The sequence below is a fragment of the Coxiella endosymbiont of Amblyomma sculptum genome (genome assembly GCF_009883795.1).
GTDB lineage: Bacteria > Pseudomonadota > Gammaproteobacteria > Coxiellales > Coxiellaceae > Coxiella.
The window spans coordinates 99,439-115,416 of record NZ_CP033868.1; the positions used below are offsets into that span (position 1 = coordinate 99,439).

The following is a 15,978-nucleotide window of genomic DNA, read 5'->3' on the forward strand; positions in this document are numbered from 1 at the left end:
GTCTAAAAACAAAAAATGCAAAAGTGTTAAGAAGAAGCACAACTTTTTTAATTGTCGATGTTTTTGACTTAAAATGCAAAAATTGAATTTTGCATCTTCGTTTCTGTCTGTTGGCTTTGACAATTATAGATTTTGCAGACTGTATCGTAAGATTAGATACAAGATGTTAGTATGTTTTCTATGAAAACCACTTCTACAGAAAAAAAATTGCATTTATTGCTTTCTAATGATGATGGTGTATACGCAAAAGGTTTGTCAATTTTGGTTAGCTCTTTGAGAGAATTTGGTCGCGTAAATGTCGTAGCACCGGATCGCAATCGCAGCGGAGCAAGCAATTCTTTAACTCTACATGCCCCTCTGCATATCAGGAATTTAGAAAATGGAATGATTAGTGTAGAAGGCACACCTACTGATTGTGTACATTTAGCCATTACAGGAATACTTCAGGAAGTGCCCGATATGGTGGTAGCTGGAATTAACGATGGTCCTAATTTGGGTGATGATGTTTGGTATTCTGGGACAGTGGCTGCCGCTATGGAGGGACGTTTTTTGGGTCTCCCCGCATTGGCAGTTTCTTTGGTAGGAGAACGATTTTCTTACCACGAAACAGCGGCTGAAGTTACTCGACGATTGATTAAACATATCGTAAAAGATTCTTTACCTCCTAATACGATACTGAACATCAACGTACCAGATTTACCTTATCGAGAACTAAGAGGGTTCAGAATTACCCGATTGGGCGCTCGCCATCGATCTGAACCGATAGTGCGACAGATTGATCCTCGCGGACGTCCTATTTATTGGGTAGGAGCAGCAGGAGCTGAACAAGATGCGGGTCCAGGAACAGACTTTTTTGCCATTAACAGTCAATGCGTTTCAATTACTCCATTGCGTGTGGATCTTACTTACTATGAAGCTTTTGATCAACTGGCTAATTGGGTAAAAGGAGTGGGTACATGAGAAAAATAAGATCTGGCGTTCCAATTTGTTTTATTTTTATCATAACAAATATAAAGTAAAAAGGATTTTAGTTTGCAAAGGATTTGGGCTACAGCTAAGATATTTTCAGAGGGGTAACGGTAAAAACCTTTCTCTGGTTTTCCTCTTTTAGAGAGGATGGGAACTTAAAATCTAGTCTTTGTGTGGTGGGTAGTCACGCGTTTGTGAAACAATATATAACTCAATCGGATTTACCGATTTCGTGTCCTATGAAAGGACATAGTCTTTGGGACGCTCATCCTCGAGTGTATCTGCCTATTGAACAAAGGGGATTTTTTATCTGCCCCTATTGTGGGGTTAAGTATATTTTAGAAAATTTCGACAGAAAATGTAAGAACAGAAAAAACTGAAATTTAATATAAACGGGTTCGGTTAGGTTTTGGTTTAAAAAAAGTTTGTAAATAGATGTTTGAAATTGATAATAGCCATTAAGGTAGACCACGCGTACAAAGCAGCTATTGTATCATCAACCATCACTCCCATACCGCCTTTAATGTTCTTTTCAATCCATTCGATAGGCCAGGGTTTCCAGATGTCGAATGTACGAAACAAAACAAAACCCACGGCAACGTAATACCAAATCTTAGGGACAGAGACCATGACAAATAAAAATCCGACCATTTCATCCCATACAACCCTTGGATGGTCTAAAGATTTTAGATGACGGTTGGTGACATCACAAACAACTATACCAAAAACAAAAAGAGCATAGACTACAATACTGTAAGTTAATAAGGAAAATTGACGTAAAAAAAAATAAAACATTGCTCCCAATAGCGTTCCAAACGTACCTGGCATACAAGGTAATAATCCCATCCCAAACCCGAAAGAGACAAATTTTATAAGATTTATTGGTATGTCTTGGAAAACACCATTTTTCTTTTTAGGATTAGAAATATTTATGTTATCTTTCTGTACGTAGTTGTCTGCTACAAATTCCTATTGAGATTCTTATTGGATGTATAAACTGTACCGAAAAAGAACACTAAAATTCTTCCGTATTTTTAACACAAGTTGATTTCCGCAAAAGTTAGACAATACGTTCTTAAAGCACAGAAAACTCTGATCTCTTATTTTTTCTGCACAATATTTCATTTTCTTTCTGTTGTTTAAAATGTTTACAAAATCGCATCTGGATTCCGTTCCTATTCCGATAGATTAGCTTCTAGTGGTTTTTGTAAAGACGAAGAATTTTCCCAACAATTCTCCTCACCCCAGACTACTCTCGAGATGCGGATAAAAATCGGTAGGACGGATATAAAAATTAGATTTTTCCACATTAAATATCGCGAAAATAGGAGTATGGTCTCTGTATAAAATAGGCAAAATTGCGAAACGGTTTGTTTTATATTTGTATATTATAAGTACATAAAGTTGCTTTGAGAAAGAATTACTTTAAAATTCATCCTTGATAGCGATTATATCCTTTGATTGGTTTAGCATTCCTTTCTATGAAATTGATAATCATTCCAGCAATATCCAGACGGGTGATCGTTTCTATCCCATACAATCCTGGTGATGAGTTGACTTCAAGTACTAGAGGTCCACGTTTTGAACGCAGCAAATCAACACCAGCCATATTAAGCCCCATAGTCTTGGCCGCATTAATGGCAATTTCTCTTTCTTTTGGGGTAATTTTAACTAATTTAATTGCTCCTCCTCGGTGTACATTGGATCGGAAATCCCCAGACCGCGCTTCTCGCAACATAGACGCAACCACCTTGTTGTTAATAACAAAACAACGCACATCCTGTCCTTGAGTTTCTCCGACGAATTCCTGAATAATAATGTTCACTTTCAATCCCAAAAATGCTTGTATTACACTTTCCGCCGCTTTTTTAGTTTCGGCTAAGACTACTCCGATCCCTTGTGTTCCTTCAATAAGTTTAATAATTAAAGGAGGGCCTCCTACCATTTGAATAAGATCGTCGATATCATCAGGCGAATGAGCAAAACCGGTAACGGGCAGATCGATTCCTTTTCGGGAAAGAAATTGAAGAGAACGAAATTTGTCTCTAGATCGAGTAATAGCTATAGAAGAATTAAGACAAAAAATGCCCATCATTTCAAATTGGCGTACTACAGCTGTCCCATAAAAGGTGATAGAGGAACCAATACGAGGAATGACAGCGTCATAGGTAGACAATTCTTTTCCCATATAGTGAATAGTAGGTTTTTCATGACTTAAGCTCATGTAGCATCGCAATGTATTAATGATTTTAACTTGGTGTCCTCGTGACCAAGCGGCTTCTTTTAAGCGATGGGTAGAGTAGAGTTCTTTCTTGGTTGACAAAATCACCATTCTCACTGAATAAAATCCTTATAACTAGCTATAAATGATCGACTGGGATTGACAACAGTGTTCTGTAAAGCCGATCGTCCTAACAACATTCGAAAACCCATTTTGTCGCGATTAGTGAGTGTAATTTCTATAGACCAACGTCTGTTACCTAGAATGACATTTGTCCTAATAGCGTAACGCAATTCTTTACAACCCCCCGAATTGGTTACAAACCTTCGATCCAGAATGTTTGCTTTACAAGCAACCATAACCTGATCGTTTTTTTGTATAGGATATAATCGAAAATGTAAACAATTACAGGGTTTTCTATGAAAGATTTTTACAGAAAAAGCATGTAAGACTGAGGTTCTTGCGCCAGTATCGATTTTGGCTTTAATGCGATCGATTCCGAGATCAGGAAGAGCGATCCATTCGCGCCAACCGAGAATCATTAAGGGTACGTTTTTCAAAAATTACTCAATCGCGCAACTACAAAACAAAAGAGAAGATACAATCAAAATTGATACGTATAAGTTCATAATACTATAAGGAAAATAATCATACTATAATTTTTGTCCATTGAGAGTCCCCTTTTGCTGTCAACAAATGAATGAAGGCGTTTCCTTCTTCTTTTAGAGACGGAAATGCCCTCGAATTTTAATGAACAATAAAAAAAGAGAAATACAATATGGATGAGATTTGTGGTTTTTGTTTTGGTTTGGAATGTACTTTTTTTCATTTTCTGGGTAGCATAGCGTAAACGGTTCTTCAGAGAAGAGAGTTTTCTATGTGTGGGCGGGCCCATAGCTCAGTTTGGTTAGAGCAATCGACTCATAATCGACAGGTCCCAGGTTCGAATCCTGGTGGGCCCATCGATCGGTTGATGTTTTTGTATGTTTTTTTTCATTTCTTTCCTTATAAAATTATCAACTTCCGTATTTGAAGAAACAACTAATACCGGAAAGGTAGATTTCCCGATTAAGAAGTTAGAGAAGCAACAGGAGAACAGAACAAAACGACAACTCTTCATTCTTCAGTTTCAAGAAAACTATGTAATTTCTCAGCGCGACTGGGATGGCGCAATTTCCGTAGCGCTTTTGCTTCGATTTGACGTATTCGTTCTCGGGTTACATCAAACTGCTTTCCCACTTCTTCTAGAGTATGGTCGGTATTCATATCAATTCCAAACCGCATATGCAGAACCTTAGATTCACGCGGTGTAAGAGTAGACAAAATCTCTCGAATCGCTTCCATTAAACCAGCTGAAGTTGCAAATTCGATAGGCGATTCTATATTTATATCTTCAATAAAATCACCAAGATTAGAATCTTCTTCTTCACCAATTGGTGTTTCCATAGAGACAGGCTCTTTAGCAATTTTCAACACTTTCCTCACTTTTTCTTCTGGCATATCCATATGACGGCCTAATTCTTCAGGAGTAGCTTCCGTACCGGTTTCTTGGAAAATTTTTCGACTAATCCGGTTAAGTTTATTTATAGTTTCAATCATATGAACGGGAATACGAATAGTGCGAGCTTGGTCGGCAATTGAACGAGTGATTGCCTGTCGAATCCACCAAGTAGCATAGGTCGAAAATTTATATCCTCTTCGGTATTCGAATTTATCCACAGCTTTCATTAATCCAATGTTTCCTTCTTGGATCAGATCAAGAAATTGTAATCCACGGTTGGTGTATTTTTTTGCTATAGAAATTACCAGACGTAAGTTGGCTTCAATCATTTCTTTTTTCGCGCGTTGCGATTTGGCTTCTCCAATAGAAACCCGACGATTAATTTCTTTAATTTCTTGAACGGTCAAATTACTTTTTTTCTCTAATTGTGCAAGATTTCGTTGAGCGCGAAAAATCTCTCTACTATAGAATTTCAGTTGTTTTTTCTGTTCCTGATTTTCTTCTTCATATTTTTCCAACCAATGCATATTTGTTTCGTTGTGAGGAAAAGACGCAATAAATCTTTTTCTCGGTGTATTCGCTTTCATTACGCAATAAGTCATAATCAATCGCTCATAATTACGAACTTCTTGTAGCAGATAGCGCAATTGTCCAGTGAGTCGATTGAATTGTCGAACGGAGAGCTTAAAAGTGGAAAAATGTTTTGCTAAATTTTTTTGATTTTTAAGAGTAGTGGGCGCTTGTTTACCGTAGTTTTTGATTGCATTTAAATAGCGATTGTATAATGTTTTTAGTTCTTCTATATGTTTTCTTGTTGTTATTGGATCAGGATTATTCTCTCCGGTGAACTCATCTGTCGCACTTTCTCCAATTTTTTTCTCTCTTTCTTTTGCATCGGCGCTCGTCTCTTTTTCTTTATCTGTTTTAAGAGATAAATTTTCTTCATCGAAAAAATCGATGAGTAGATCGCTTAATCGACCTTCAGAAGCTATGACATTTTCATACTCTTTGATGAAGATTTGAATGAGTTCAGGATATTGAACCATAGCTTTCATTACTTGACGAATTCCACTTTCTATCTTTTTAGCGATGATAATTTCACCTTCACGAGTCAGCAGTTCTACGCTGCCCATTTCTCGCATGTACATACGAACAGGATCTGTAGTTCGGGTTTCTGTTGCCAGCACTTCCGCTACATCCTCATTAATTTCCTCATCTGACTGAGTGTCTTCTTCTAAAAGAAGAGAATCTGTATCGGGAGGAATCTCGAATACTTTAATTCCCATCTCAGTCAGTCGACTGATAATACTTTCCATTTGTATAGGATCAGCGTAGTCGTTTGGTAGAAGATTGATGAGATCTTCATGAACCAAATATCTTTTGTTTTTGGCTTCGTCTAACAACGCGCTGAAACCTAAATGTTGAACCTCAGGAGAATTTTCCAAAACAGGTTCCAATAAGGTAAAGTTTTCGGTTTTCTGGTGTTGTATAGAGGGAGGATGCAGTTTTTTGATCAATTTTCTTTCCTCAAAGTTTGCTGAGGTACTGGAGTTTTCTAATTCTCTTTACCATGTCTCTTTCTGTCCAAATAATACGATTCTCTGTCTGGATTTTGTAAAATTTTAATTTTCTTGATTTTTCACTCTTCAATTTTCCGTTTCCTTAACGCAAATACAGTTTTAATAGGTTCTTGCGCAAAATTTTTAAGACAGATTTCCTTCATACATATATACGTATGGGATCAGTTGGTTCTTTTGTCAAGTTCTTTTGTCTTTAAAATCTGTAGCATTTTTTCTTTCTTAGTTTGGTCTTGAAGTCGTTGGATAGCATCTTGAAGTTCAACGGCTAAATCGTCAACTGATAGGCGAGATTCTTCGAGCAATCGGCGTCCAACTAAATCCGCAATTAGCTGACGCTCCCGAGAATTAGGCCATAAAGCAAGCAATTCAGCAGTTGATCCGATTTTTTTTTCGCCTAAAAATACGCTAATTCTAGCGAGAAATTGTGTATCTGGTCCATTAACTATAGAGAAAATGTTCTTTGGCATCAGACTGACTAGTGATGGTGTTTGCGCTAGAATAGATATCATATGTTGAGCTAGAGAGAGTACTTGAGAAGAACGACGATAGCGTTGTTCTCTTTCCGAATTGTCTTTGTTGTCTTTAACAAGTGAATAGAGTTCGCTCGGTTGAATCGATAATTGTTTGGCAACTTCCTCAATCAAGAGCCGATAAAAAAGCCCTTTGGGCATGGCATCTAAATATTCCAACGCTTTTCTAGCGAAACTAGCCTTATCGGAGATGGAATGTAATGGAATTTCTTCTTTTAAAAGAGAAAAAAATACGTTACTTAACGGCAAGGACGTTTTTATTTTTTTTTCAAAATCATCCTTACCAATTTTTCGAATTAAACTATCGGGATCCTCCCCTTCAGGTAAAAATAAAAAACGAATGTCAACTCCATCACGCATCAACGGTAGGCATGCGATAAGTGCTTGCCATACAGCTCTTCGACCAGCATTGTCACCGTCGAAACAATAGACAATTGCATTAGTATATCTCAGTAATTTTTTTAAATGTTGAGAACTGGTTGCGGTGCCTAATGTAGCCACAGCATAGGTAATTTGGTATTGGTGAAGAGAAATGACATCCATATAGCCTTCTACAATGAGAAATTGGGGTGGATTGACTTGTTTTTCATGGGCTTCGTACAATCCATATAATTCATTGCTTTTATGAAAAATCGGAGTTTCTGGGGAATTAATGTATTTAGGTTGATCGTTTTTCTTGAGAATTCGTCCTCCAAAGGCAATAACACGACCACGAATGTCCCGAATGGGAAAGATAATGCGATTACGAAAACGATCAAAATAAAAATGATTTTTTTTAATAAGCAATCCGTTGGCAATAAGTTGACTTCTAATTTTGGGGTGTTTGGCAAATGCTTTTAAATTTTCCCAATTTGACGGTGCGTATCCAAGAGCGAACTGACCGGCAATTTTTCCTGTAAGCTTACGCGATTTTAAATAGTCAATGGCGACAGGTGAATTTTTTAACTGCTGTTGATAGTAACAAGAAATTTCTGACAAAAGATCAAAAAAACCTTTTGTGTCGAGCGATACAGATCGACAAATCTCTGTTGGAATGTCGAGACCAAGTCTGTAAGACAAATTCTTGACGGTCTCTACGAACTCTGTACGATCAAACGCCATTAAAAAACTGATAGCATTTCCATTTGCTCTACAGCCGAAACAATAATAAAATTGTTTTGTGGGACTAACGGTGAAAGAGGGCGTCTTTTCGTTGTGAAACGGACAAAGTCCTAAGTAATTTCGACCTCTCTTTTTTACATTTATACGCGACCGAACCAATTCTACAATATCAACACGAGAAAGCAGTTTTTGAATAAAACTCTGAGGAACACGACGCATAAGCCTTAAATTTTGATTCTACAAATTCCGGTAGTGACCGTCTTTCAACAACTTCTGCATGGTGCTTGGTAAAAAGAGAAAGCCCTCAATCGCTAGGCAACACAGAACGTTTTTCCACGCTCTTTCCAGAAAATACACGAGCCAGCGTACAAAAAACGTTTAGTTTTCTGCTGTGTACCAAACTAGACCACTAGACCAAATACCGAGTGCGCTCTCGTTCCATTGCTTCCTTTTCCTTTTGCATTTTTTTTATATAGAGCTTTACAGCAGCAGCGCGTTTCCGCTTGCGCTTACTGGTAGGTTTCTCGTAATATTCAATTTGACGAAGCTTAGCAAGAATCCCAGCTTTCTCGCACGCGCGTTTGAATCGTCGCATAGCAACATCGAAAGCGTTGCTATCAGATATTGTTATTATTGGCATGCACCAATCTACCTCCTTCCTTAATAAGGAAGTTCTGAATAGTACTGGATTTCGAAATGAAATACAATCTCTAAATCGCTTGTTCTCATTTCTGTTTGAGTTTAATAGCGATTGGTGTTGAAGAGAGTCAAAAAGAACTCTCTTTATAGGGGAGAGGTGAATTCGTTCAAGTAGGAATACAAAAGGAAGGAGGAAAAACCATATTCTTTCAGAATTGATAACAGAGAAGAATTCCACGAGATCTTGTGGGAATGGGTGTATATAAAATGAAAATACCGTATGAGTCTCCTAAAATAAAATCTATGAGCGGTATTTTTTTGCTTACTTCTGCCGTTTTGGCTCTGATCTTTGATAACACTCCATGGAAGAACTATTATGAGACTTTCTTTAATTTTCCCTTTAACGTTCAATTAGGCCCGTTGCAGTTATGCCTATCTTTATTATTGTGGATTAACAGTGGATTGATGACCGTTTTCTTTTTGTTAGTAGGATTAGAAATTAAACGAGAGATATTTGATGACAAATTCACAATTCTTTCTAAGACTCTCTTACCTGTTCTTGCAGGGCTTGGGGGTATTCTGATTCCTTCTGTGATCTATATCGCTTTTAATCGGAAAAATGTCTTTTCCTTAAGAGGGTGGGCGATTCCTACCACTACTGATATTGCGTTTTCGTCCGGAATTTTGTCTTTAATAGGCAATCATCGATTGCCTGCCAATCTCAGAACATTTTTGACAACGTTGGCTGTTTTTGATGATCTCGGTGCAATTATTATTATTTCTGTTTTTTACACAAGATGTATTTCTTTGATTTTTCTATCGAGTGCGGGATTGTTTTTAGGATTTTTGGTTCTATTGAATCGATTACGCATAACAACGACTACGGTTTATATCTTAGTTGGTATTCCTTTATGGATTTGTGTTTTAAAATCAGGTGTGCATCCCACTTTAGTGGGTATCGCTTTAGCGTTTGCAATTCCAATCCGTGATTGGAAAGATCCTAGAGTTTCACCTTCGCGTAATTTGGAATATACATTATATCCGTTGGTAATTTTTGGGGTGTTGCCAATTTTTGCTTTTGCAAATGCGGGTGTTTCTTTTGCAGGAATAGGACTGAATACGTTCTTTAGTCCTATCACCTTAGGAATTGCTCTAGGATTATTTCTTGGCAAGCAGATCGGTATCTGGCTAGTTTGTTGGATTGTATTGAAAGTGAGCAGATGGACTCAAATCGTTTCTTATTATAGTAGTGGCAGTGGTGGAAACTGGTGGCGTTCTCTTTATGGATTGAGTGTAATAGCAGGTGTGGGTTTTACTATGAGTTTATTTATTGGAAATATAGCGTTTTATGGCATTGATAAACAGAATTACTTTAGTATGGTAAGATTAGGGGTTATTGTTGGTTCTTCACTATCTGGGATATTTGGTTATTTGATTTTGTGTTTTACCGATTCTTATCGTGAAAATTGTTGGAAAAAGATTTAATCAAGAAAAATAATAATTTACGAAAATTTACCGTTCTGCCGTCGAGTGTTGAATCTGTTTTCGATTTTAAATCGTTTTCCTTATTATGCACAGAATCTTTCATTAAAACACTATGTAATGGCAATAAGGTGATTCAACAAATCTGTCTTACAAAAATTCCTCTCTAAATCTGATTTGGAGAAAAGAGAAGTAAAAGAAAGGGGGAAACACTACCGATCTTCAACAGACAAGATTTCTTGAGAAGAATAAGAAAGTAGAGAAGGTACAGGTAATTTTTTGAAGTGGTAATAAGCCTGTTCTGTAGCAACACGACCTCGAGGTGTGCGAAGGATAAATCCTTCTTGGATCAAATAGGGTTCGATAACGTCTTCTATGGTTTCACGTTCTTCACAAATGGCGGTTGCAAGATTTTCAATTCCTACCGGACCGCCTCGAAATTTTTCAATAATGATTTTTAGAAATTTTCGGTCTATTACATCCAACCCGCGAGTGTCAACATTTAGTAAATCAAGTGCTTTTTTGGCAATATTTCCGGTAATGATTCCAGAAGATTGGACTTCTGCAAAATCACGTACCCGACGGAGCAATCGGCTTGCAATGCGCGGTGTGCCTCTAGATCGGTGTGCGATTTCCTTAGCTCCGTTTTTTTCGATAGATGCTCCCAAAATATAAGCTGCCCTTCTTATAATGCGTACTAGATCATCAGCACGGTAAAATTCTAAATGTTGCACAATTCCAAAACGATCGCGCAGAGGAGAAGTAAGCAACCCCACTCGAGTGGTAGCCCCAACCAAAGTAAAAGGAGGCAAATCTAATTTAATTGAGCGAGCCGCAGGACCTTCACCAATAATAATGTCTAATTGAAAATCTTCCAAAGCAGGATACAATATTTCTTCAATAGCCGGATTTAATCGATGAATTTCATCAATAAACAATACATCGTGTGGCTGAAGATTTGTGAGCAAAGCGGCTAAATCTCCTGCTTTCTCTAGAGCAGGTCCTGAAGTTTGTTTTAATTCTGCTCGCATTTCATAAGCAATGATATGCGCTAAAGTTGTTTTTCCTAGTCCCGGAGGTCCAAAAATTAAAACATGATCCAACGCTTCTTGTCTTTTGATTGCCGCACGAATAAAAACGTCCATTTGTTCTTGTACAGAAGGTTGCCCTATATATTCATTTAACTGATGTGGACGAAGGACAAGACGTTCTGCTGTCATAAATTTTGCTCTGGAATAGTAGTGGTAGTGTCTTCAATAACTCTGTGCTTCTTTAATGCTCTACGAATCAAATCTTCTCTTGTTAATCCTGGTCTTTGTATAGATTCTATGAGGCGTTTGGATTCTTTAGGTTTATAACCTAACGAAACTAGAGCGCTAATGGCATCTTGAATGGAATTTTGGAAGACCTGAGCGATGGATATACCATTTTCTTCAGATGAAGTATTTAATTTCCAAATTTTTAAAGCACTTTTTGTCTCAATAAACAGACGTTCTGCTATTTTTCGACTAATTCCTGGAATACTTGTGAGTTGCTGAATACTTTGATCGATAATACAGCGTACAAATTCATCTGAGTTCATTCTAGACAAAATTGTTAGTGCTAATTTGGGTCCAATGCCGTTTATTTTGATTAATCTGCGAAATAGGAGACGATTTTCTTCGTTGTGAAATCCGTACAGAATGTATGTATCCTCACGTACGATAAGATGAGTATAAAGAACTACCTCCCGATCCGCACCAGGAAGATGCTGAAATGTTAACAAAGGTGCTATGATTTCATAACCCACTCCATTTATTTCAAGTAACAAATAGGGAGGATTCTTCTCGAGAATCGTTCCTCGAAGCTGTCCGATCATATTTGTTTTCCCTATTAATTAAAAAATTTTACTTCTAGAACTTCTTTCGCAACTGAAGAAATTTTCTTTGTGTACGTGTCAGTTTTTTGATCAAACGGAAATCGAGCATGACATACAGCAGTTGCCAACGCGTCAGCTGCGTCGGCCGAAGGTATCTTTTCCAATTGTAGTAACATTCGAATCATATACTGTACTTGCGCTTTTGTAGCTGCTCCATATCCTACAACAGTTTTTTTAATTTGACGAGCGCTATATTCGGCTGTTGGAAGAATACAAACGGATGCTGTAGCTGATAGAGCCACTCCACGAGCTTGTCCTAATGTTAGAGCTGATTGATGATTGCGGAAAGTAAATATTTTTTCTATAGCAGCTTCTTCGGGTTGGTAAGAAGCGATGATGTCACACAGTCCTTCCTCAATTTGATGCAGTCGACAGTTCAAAGATTTCGATTGAGGTGTGATTTGCCCGAATGTTATACAACCTTGTTGGGAATTTTTCGACCAAATAACTCCATAGCCAGTAACGTGCAATCCTGGATCGATACCAATAATGATTCGCTTTTTTGATTGACAGCACTTTGATTGTTCCGTCATTTTTTAACCTTACAATGATAAACTTTTAAACATTATACGTTTCAGTTTTCAACCTTAATTCTGTATAAATGCAATCGGTGCAAAGCAAGTATAAGATTAGCAATTTGTTGGAATCGCAAAATATACAATTTTCTCGAAAATACATTTTTGTGTTACTGCTGCGCGTTTGCATAGAGAGAAACGGTCTTCTCAATTTAGAATCTTTGTTATAAGGGATTCTACGATGATAATTAAAATCTCCAAATTTGAAAAATAGTCATTTTTCACTTTTTTTTATTTTCAGTCCTAAATCTTCTAATTGGTGTATTGGAATAGGAGTTGGGGCATTTGTTAGAGGACATTGTGTCGTTTGAGTTTTGGGAAAAGCAATTACATCTCGAATAGAAGGGGAATTGGTCATAATAGCTACTAGTCGATCCAATCCAAAGGCGATGCCGCCCATAGGCGGGCAGCCAAATTGCAACGCCGTCAGCAAATGCCCCAGTTGTATTTCTGCCAATTCTTTTGAAATGCCTAGGATTTTTAATATTGTGCGTTGCATATTGATGTCGCTAATACGCATTGAACCTCCCCCAACTTCATTTCCATTGAGAACCATATCATACGCTTGTGACAACGATCCTTTAGGGTCATTCATAACTTTAATTGGATCTCTGTCTTGAGGAGCCGTAAAAGGATGGTGAAATGCTTTCCAATTTTTTTTATTGTCTTCACGACGCTCAAACATAGGAAAATCTATTATCCACAGCGGTTTCCACGATCCCAAATATAAATTAAAATCCGCACATAATCGATTGCATAAAGCATGTAGCGATGTGTTAACAATTTTTGCGTCACTATCGGTACTGAAGAATACTAGATCGCCGCTTTGTGCTTGTGTGCGTAATAGAATTTCGGAAACGATTTTATTCGGTAAGAATTTGAGAATAGGCGATTGGAGTTCTTTACGATCTTGATCGATACTTTTAACTTTAATATAAGCTAATACTTTAGCGCCGTAGATGTTGATCAATTTTGTACAATCGTTAAGGATTTTTCGTGTCATAAACTTAACACCTTGTGGAAGAAGAAAGGCAACGGCACGTCCGCATGGATTGTTAGCCAATTCTTTGGAAAATTCAAATTCAACGGTCTGTATCAGGTCTGTAATGTCAACAAATTTTAAAGGATTTCGGAGATCGGGCTTATCTGTACCGTAGATTCTGATTGCTTCTGTGTAAGTCATACGAGGAAAAGGATTGGGCAAATCCACATTTAAAAATTTAGAAAATAAATAACGCATTAACTCTTCCATAAGGTCTTGGATATCTCTCTCTGTTACAAAAGCCATTTCTAAATCCAGCTGAGTAAATTCGGGTTGTCGGTCGGCTCGGAGATCTTCGTCTCGGAAACACCGAACAATTTGATAATATCGATCAAAGCCTGCAATCATTAAAATTTCTTTAAAAATTTGGGGAGATTGAGGTAACGCAAAAAAATGACCATGACAACTTCGACTCGGAACAAGATAATCGCGCGCTCCTTCTGGTATAGATTTAGTCAACATAGGAGTTTCTATATCTAGAAATCCATGTTTCTCTAAAAAATAGCGAATTTCCCGAAAAATATAGGAACGCATCTTAATGCGACCGGCCGTATCGGAACGACGCAAATCAAGATATCGGTATTTCAATCTAATTTCTTCGCTTATTTCTTGATAAGCGCAGATGTTGAAAGGCAACGGTTTGGATGTATTCAATAGAGTTATTTGTATCGCCGTTATTTCAACTTCACCAGAAGCGACATTTGGATTATACGTCTCTTTTGGTCGTTTCCGAACTACACCTTCAATACTAACAACGTATTCGTTACGAAGATTCTCTGCAATCTTAAAAACCAGGGGAATAGTAGGTTTACAAATGATCTGGATCAATCCTTCTCGATCGCGTAGATCGATAAAAATCAAACTACCGTGATTTCGAAGACGGTGTATCCAGCCTGCGAGAATAACAGTCCGTCCAATCAACGTCGAATTGATTTCATCGGTATAATGTGTACGCATATTCTCCTAAATAGGAATTTAGTCTTTTTAAAATTTTACAACAAGCTGCGATTGTCGAACTACAAGAATCGATAGGAAAATGTTCAAAAATCGATGAAAAAACCCGGCGGAGTTGATCCAGCCGTGTTCGGATCAACTTCTTCAATCCAACTTATATAGGATCTATACAATTTCCACTCCCATATTTCTATTCATCCCATTTTAACGTACCTCCAGTTTGATACTCGATCACGCGAGTTTCAAAGAAGTTTTTCTCCTTTTTAAGGTCTACCATTTCACTCATCCAGGGAAAAGTATTTCTAGCATTAGGAAATTGTTCGGGCAACCCAATTTGGGTGAGACGACGATTGGCAATGTATCGCAGATAATCTCCGAACATTCTGGAATTTATCCCTAAAATGCCTCGAGGCATAGTATCTTTAGCATACTGATATTCAAGATTTACTCCATCAAGAATCATTGCGATGATTTCCTCTTGAAAGTCTTTTGTCCATAAATACGGATTTTCGATTTTGATCTGATTGATTACGTCGATACCAAAATTTACATGTATCGATTCGTCTCGTAAAATATACTGAAACTGTTCCAAAGTTCCATTCATTTTTCCACTACGTCCTATTGCGAGAATTTGAGTAAAACCTACATAGAAGAAAAGCCCTTCAAAAATTACGTAGAACGCAATCAAATCCCGCAGAAAACGACGATCGTTTTTCGGAGTTCCAGTTTTAAAATTCGGATCCGCGAGGCTTTTCGTAAAGGGCAAAGCCCATACGGATTTTTTAGAAACTGCCGGCAGCTCTCGATACATATTAAAAATCTCAGATTCGTCCAATCCCAAACTTTCAACGATATGCTGATAAGCATGCGTGTGTAACGCCTCTTCGAACGCTTGTCGCAGTAAGTACTGACGACACTCTGGATTTGTGATATGCCGATATATTGCCAACACCAAATTGTTAGCCACCAAAGAATCCGCGGTTGAAAAAAAGCCGAGACTGCGTTTTATAATTGTACGCTCATCTGTAGTTAATCCACAAGGGTCTTTCCACAAAGCAATATCTGTTGTCATATTTATCTCGTTTGGCATCCAGTGGTTGGCGCAACTAAACAAATATTTTTGCCATGCCCATTTGTACTTAAATGGGACTAGTTGGTTAAGATCGGCGCAACAATTTATGATTCTTTTATCGTCTACTTGGATACGTTCTGCTCCCATTACAATCTGTTCGAGTCCTATTGCTCCTCTTTTCTGCAAAGAACTACTACCGAAAAATTTTTTATTAATATCATTTTGGTTGCCTGTATCAACCGTTTCATTTCTACTGTTAATCTGTTTTCTAGCGTCATCGTGCAACAAAGTATTTGGATCAGAACAATCATCCCAAATAAACAGACTGCTTTTCTTTTGGCGACTCTTCATTATCTACTTTTCTCCTTATATGTAGAGATTTTGAATTTCTCTC

14 protein-coding genes and 1 tRNA gene are annotated in these 15,978 nt (G+C 37.6%); 4 read left to right on the forward strand and 11 right to left on the reverse strand.

Features of this window, described 5'->3' with window-relative positions; genetic code table 11:
* The first annotated feature begins 207 nt into the window (after positions 1 to 207).
* Positions 208 to 960 (forward strand): 5'/3'-nucleotidase SurE, encoded by a 753-nt coding sequence (gene surE, locus EGQ50_RS00450; RefSeq protein WP_179958520.1) that lies wholly within the window; start codon positions 208 to 210, stop codon positions 958 to 960.
* Between the two features lie 182 nt (positions 961 to 1,142).
* Positions 1,143 to 1,349, forward strand: a complete 207-nt coding sequence (locus EGQ50_RS00455) for a zinc-finger domain-containing protein (RefSeq protein ID WP_246168967.1) — start codon at positions 1,143 to 1,145, stop codon at positions 1,347 to 1,349.
* Between the two features lie 34 nt (positions 1,350 to 1,383).
* Here EGQ50_RS00455 and EGQ50_RS00460 read toward each other — a convergent pair whose 3' ends face one another.
* The 3 genes from EGQ50_RS00460 to EGQ50_RS00470 form a co-directional block, all read right to left on the reverse strand.
* The gene (locus EGQ50_RS00460) at positions 1,384 to 1,902 is read right to left on the reverse strand and encodes a phosphatidylglycerophosphatase A family protein (RefSeq protein ID WP_369692074.1); all 519 of its coding nucleotides are present in this window, start codon (positions 1,900 to 1,902) and stop codon (positions 1,384 to 1,386) included.
* 499 nt (positions 1,903 to 2,401) lie between these two features.
* Positions 2,402 to 3,307, reverse strand: coding sequence for a 30S ribosomal protein S6--L-glutamate ligase (rimK, locus tag EGQ50_RS00465; protein WP_159747624.1), 906 nt, complete (start codon positions 3,305 to 3,307; stop codon positions 2,402 to 2,404).
* Entirely contained in the window at positions 3,304 to 3,750 is a 447-nt protein-coding gene (locus tag EGQ50_RS00470) for an ATP-dependent zinc protease family protein (protein WP_246168970.1), read from the reverse strand. Before EGQ50_RS00470 ends, rimK begins: the two co-directional genes overlap by 4 nt.
* A 327-nt stretch (positions 3,751 to 4,077) precedes the next feature.
* Between EGQ50_RS00470 and EGQ50_RS00475 the strand changes: the two genes are divergently transcribed.
* Positions 4,078 to 4,152, forward strand: a tRNA-Ile gene (locus EGQ50_RS00475).
* Between the two features lie 154 nt (positions 4,153 to 4,306).
* On the opposite strand, the gene rpoD is transcribed toward EGQ50_RS00475, so the two are convergent.
* From rpoD to rpsU, 3 genes are all read right to left on the reverse strand, one after another.
* Positions 4,307 to 6,181: an RNA polymerase sigma factor RpoD gene (rpoD, locus tag EGQ50_RS00480; RefSeq protein ID WP_439952613.1), complete on the reverse strand. Its 1,875-nt coding sequence runs from the start codon at positions 6,179 to 6,181 to the stop codon at positions 4,307 to 4,309.
* A gap of 251 nt (positions 6,182 to 6,432) precedes the next feature.
* Positions 6,433 to 8,121 (reverse strand): DNA primase, encoded by a 1,689-nt coding sequence (gene dnaG, locus EGQ50_RS00485; RefSeq protein WP_159747626.1) that lies wholly within the window; start codon positions 8,119 to 8,121, stop codon positions 6,433 to 6,435.
* A 190-nt stretch (positions 8,122 to 8,311) separates the two neighbouring features.
* On the reverse strand, positions 8,312 to 8,542 hold the full coding sequence (rpsU, locus tag EGQ50_RS00490; RefSeq protein WP_159747628.1) for a 30S ribosomal protein S21: 231 nt from the start codon (positions 8,540 to 8,542) through the stop codon (positions 8,312 to 8,314).
* Positions 8,543 to 8,808: 266 nt separating this feature from the next.
* On the opposite strand from rpsU, the gene nhaA reads away from it, so the two are divergent.
* Positions 8,809 to 10,026 (forward strand): Na+/H+ antiporter NhaA, encoded by a 1,218-nt coding sequence (gene nhaA, locus EGQ50_RS00495; RefSeq protein ID WP_159747630.1) that lies wholly within the window; start codon positions 8,809 to 8,811, stop codon positions 10,024 to 10,026.
* Between the two features lie 209 nt (positions 10,027 to 10,235).
* Here the strand turns inward: nhaA and ruvB are convergent, their stop codons facing one another.
* The 5 genes from ruvB to EGQ50_RS00520 form a co-directional block, all read right to left on the reverse strand.
* Positions 10,236 to 11,243 (reverse strand): Holliday junction branch migration DNA helicase RuvB, encoded by a 1,008-nt coding sequence (ruvB, locus tag EGQ50_RS00500; protein WP_159747632.1) that lies wholly within the window; start codon positions 11,241 to 11,243, stop codon positions 10,236 to 10,238.
* Positions 11,240 to 11,881, reverse strand: a complete 642-nt coding sequence (gene ruvA, locus EGQ50_RS00505; RefSeq protein WP_159747634.1) for a Holliday junction branch migration protein RuvA — start codon at positions 11,879 to 11,881, stop codon at positions 11,240 to 11,242. The genes ruvB and ruvA overlap by 4 nt, the downstream gene beginning before the upstream one ends.
* Before the next feature lie 14 nt (positions 11,882 to 11,895).
* On the reverse strand, positions 11,896 to 12,474 hold the full coding sequence (gene ruvC / locus EGQ50_RS00510) for a crossover junction endodeoxyribonuclease RuvC (protein WP_159747636.1): 579 nt from the start codon (positions 12,472 to 12,474) through the stop codon (positions 11,896 to 11,898).
* 256 nt (positions 12,475 to 12,730) lie between these two features.
* Positions 12,731 to 14,515, reverse strand: a complete 1,785-nt coding sequence (gene aspS, locus EGQ50_RS00515) for an aspartate--tRNA ligase (RefSeq protein WP_159747638.1) — start codon at positions 14,513 to 14,515, stop codon at positions 12,731 to 12,733.
* A gap of 187 nt (positions 14,516 to 14,702) precedes the next feature.
* Positions 14,703 to 15,935: a ribonucleotide-diphosphate reductase subunit beta gene (locus EGQ50_RS00520; protein WP_159747640.1), complete on the reverse strand. Its 1,233-nt coding sequence runs from the start codon at positions 15,933 to 15,935 to the stop codon at positions 14,703 to 14,705.
* Between the last annotated feature and the right edge of the window lie 43 nt (positions 15,936 to 15,978).